Annotated in this window: 4 protein-coding genes and 1 pseudogene; all 5 read left to right on the forward strand. The window is 39.1% G+C overall.

All coding sequences use genetic code 11. The features are described 5' to 3' along the window. The first annotated feature begins 171 nt into the window (after nt 1-171). Complete coding sequence (locus NBH03_RS15755; RefSeq protein ID WP_250800129.1) at nt 172-417, forward strand: hypothetical protein; 246 nt, start codon at nt 172-174, stop codon at nt 415-417. Nucleotides 418-852: 435 nt separating this feature from the next. Beyond that, nucleotides 853-1,383, forward strand: a complete 531-nt coding sequence (locus NBH03_RS15760; RefSeq protein WP_227081827.1) for a hypothetical protein — start codon at nt 853-855, stop codon at nt 1,381-1,383. A 63-nt stretch (nt 1,384-1,446) separates the two neighbouring features. Then, nucleotides 1,447-2,103, forward strand: coding sequence for a 3'-5' exonuclease (locus tag NBH03_RS15765; protein WP_250800130.1), 657 nt, complete (start codon nt 1,447-1,449; stop codon nt 2,101-2,103). A gap of 52 nt (nt 2,104-2,155) precedes the next feature. Beyond that, the gene (locus NBH03_RS15770; RefSeq protein WP_250800131.1) at nt 2,156-2,518 is read left to right on the forward strand and encodes an HIRAN domain-containing protein; all 363 of its coding nucleotides are present in this window, start codon (nt 2,156-2,158) and stop codon (nt 2,516-2,518) included. A gap of 250 nt (nt 2,519-2,768) precedes the next feature. Further along, nucleotides 2,769-2,843, forward strand: a pseudogene (locus tag NBH03_RS16260) (IS200/IS605 family transposase); the annotation flags it as partial.

Consider the following 2,843-nt stretch of genomic DNA (forward strand, 5'->3'; position numbering starts at 1 on the left):
AATGCCTTAATTATAGCATGATATTTGAATTTGAACATCCATTATTAGGGCTTTATTTGACCTCAGAACAGAATTTTGATTATTAGACGTATTTTCAGTTGGGTTTTAGTTTTTCATTCAAGGCAATCATTCAAGAAAACGAAGCCTATTTTTCGATGAGGAGGAAAGTATATGTTTGGACCTTTTGATAAGTATTTTGATTTTGATCATGATGGAGAGTTAAGTGGATTTGAAAAGGCAGCAGAGATTGGTTATTTGAATCGGGAAGGATTTTTCTCAGATCCGACCAGAGATATCAGCAGAGAAGTTGATATGGATGATGATTATGATCAGGATGACTATGATGGCGATGATTATGATCGGGATGACTATGATGATAATTACGATTCAGACGACTTCGACAATGATGATTTTTAACTGACGCGGATTGTGAATCGGACACTCGGAGAGCAGAAATGCGCTTCGAGTGTTTTTTTGCATTTTACACGCAGGATAGAAAAAGAAGCTGGTATTTTTATAGCCCACCTATTGACGTATACTCTAATCAATGAAAGACGGAAACAAAGATATTCATAGAAATGGAGGAACTGGCAATGAAGGGATTTAATACAAGCGATGGATACATGGGATTAGTTGGAGGCAAATATATCTTGTTTGCCAGCGAAGACGATTACTATGAATACATGAATGAATAAGAAATCATTTTAGAGAAAATCATGTCTGTTTTTGTCACAGAATTTGAGGAATACCGATGGTTAAGTCTGCGGAGCGCAGGTGTATTTTTAGTTAGAAGTTTATTATACTTAGGTTAAAATGAAGCGTGTTTTAGAGAGAAGAAAGGTGGAACGGATAATGAAAAATGATACTAGAAAGACGGTTAGAGGTTTGTTGATTGCCGGTGTTGTTGTAATGGCAGTTAGTATTATGTGGCCTTCATTGGCAGAGAAATATGGTACTTCGAAACAGACGGCATCCAATGTATTACAGAGTGAGACTTCATCATCCTATTCATCATCGTCTGCGTTGACATCAACATCAGCATCAAAATCGACGTCAGTATCGACATCAACAGCATCAGCGACGTATTCGCATTCAGCCGGCGGAGGCGGCGGTTCTACAGGTTCTTTTGTTAACGGCGCTTCAGGCACGAGTTCAGGTTCTTATTCAAGCTCCGGTTCTTCATCGGGAAGCTCAAGTTATAAGAAGAATTCAGGTTACACGAGCAGTTATGACCGTCAGAAGAAGTATGACCCGTATGATGCTTATGATTATGATGATGCAGATGATTTTGCAGATGACTGGGCGGAAGAATTCGGTGACGGTGATTATGATGATGGATACGATGATGCCTATGATTACTGGGAGGACGAGATGGATGATTAAACATTTGGAGCATATCGGTCAGATGATATAAGAAATTAATTCGATAAAAAGGGGAGAGAAAGAATGTTTTACTTAGTGATTGATTTAGAAATGTGCAGAGTACCAAGAGATTATCGGAACAAAGCTTATCATTATGCCTATGAGACGATTCAGATTGGAGCAGTTCTTTTGAATGAAGAATTCAAGCAGGTTGGGACAATTCGAGAATATGTACATCCGGAACATGGGGTGATTGATCCATTTATCGAAAGACTGACAGGAATCAAAAACAGTCAGGTCAAGAAAGCACCGTGTATTGGGGAGGCATTAGTGCATATGATTGACTGGATTGGGGACAGAGAATACAAAGTCTATGCCTGGAGCGAATCCGACAGGAATCAGCTTTTGCATGAAATCACAGCAAAGCAGATTACGGATGACAGCGTCGATGCTTTTATGATGGAGGATAGATGGGTGGATTATCAAATGGTTTTCAGTCAGAGATTTCAGCTGACTCGGCGTATTAGTCTGGAAGAAGCATTGGGGCGAGCAGACATTGATCCGAAAGGTAAGTTTCATGATGGAATGGATGATGCAGTGAATACAGGTCTTTTGGTCGAGAAGCTGGAAATGAATCCGGACTATCAGCTGATTAGTTACGAAATGCCGGAGAAACCGTCGGAACATCTTGGCAGCACACTTGGAGAGTTGTTTGCAGGGCTGAATTTAAAACTGGCATAGAGATAGGTGTATACTCTAATTATAGAATAACCGTGGGAAGGAGAAGATTAAAATGACAAAGATTTATTTCACATTAACAGGGACGAGGCATTATTACGGATCAGATTTTTTAAAAAGCGGCGTGAAGATTCAGTTGGAAAAAGAGCCGGATAATAAATATGATCCTGAAGCTATTCAAGTGAAACTTAAAGGTATGGGGAAGATAGGTTATGTTGCCAATAGTCCGTATACAAGGATTGGAGAAAGCATGAGTGCCGGAAGAATCTACGACAAGATTGACGATCAGGCCAATGCGAAAGTTGTGATGGTAACTCCGAATGGAACATTATGTAAGCTGAGCAAGAAAAGCCTGGTGAGTTATACAGTGAATGAGAAGGCAGAGAAAAAAGAAGAAGAGGAGTTATCCTTTGTATAAGCAGCGGGCCATTACAAATGATTGAAAAGTCGTTTGTAATGGTCATTTTGTAAGAATAAAGGCCCTATATGCCTAATTCTTATGGTATACTAATGCTATAGTGTATATTGAGTTTAACAAAAGTTAGCAAGAATTCTCCTTCCTCTACAGTTGGGAGATGAATTGCAGAAAAAAGAAAATAGAACGCTTGTTCTGCGGTGCGAAGTGTGGTATACTATAATCAGTCGAAAGGATAGAAAGGACTGATTATATGGACAAAATGGATCATAATGCACATTCAGTATATTTGATGTATTATCATCTGATCATGGTTGTAAAATACCGA

This window comes from Coprococcus intestinalis (assembly GCF_023656595.1).
Lineage (GTDB): Bacteria > Bacillota > Clostridia > Lachnospirales > Lachnospiraceae > Coprococcus_A > Coprococcus_A intestinihominis.

Bases quoted from the DNA above. Each gene is read 5' to 3' on its own strand.
- NBH03_RS15755 (WP_250800129.1), top strand. From the start codon at position 172: ATGTTTGGACCTTTTGATAAGTATTTTGATTTTGATCATGATGGAGAG.
- NBH03_RS15760 (WP_227081827.1), top strand. From the start codon at position 853: ATGAAAAATGATACTAGAAAGACGGTTAGAGGTTTGTTGATTGCCGGT.
- NBH03_RS15765 (WP_250800130.1), top strand. From the start codon at position 1,447: ATGTTTTACTTAGTGATTGATTTAGAAATGTGCAGAGTACCAAGAGAT.
- NBH03_RS15770 (WP_250800131.1), top strand. From the start codon at position 2,156: ATGACAAAGATTTATTTCACATTAACAGGGACGAGGCATTATTACGGA.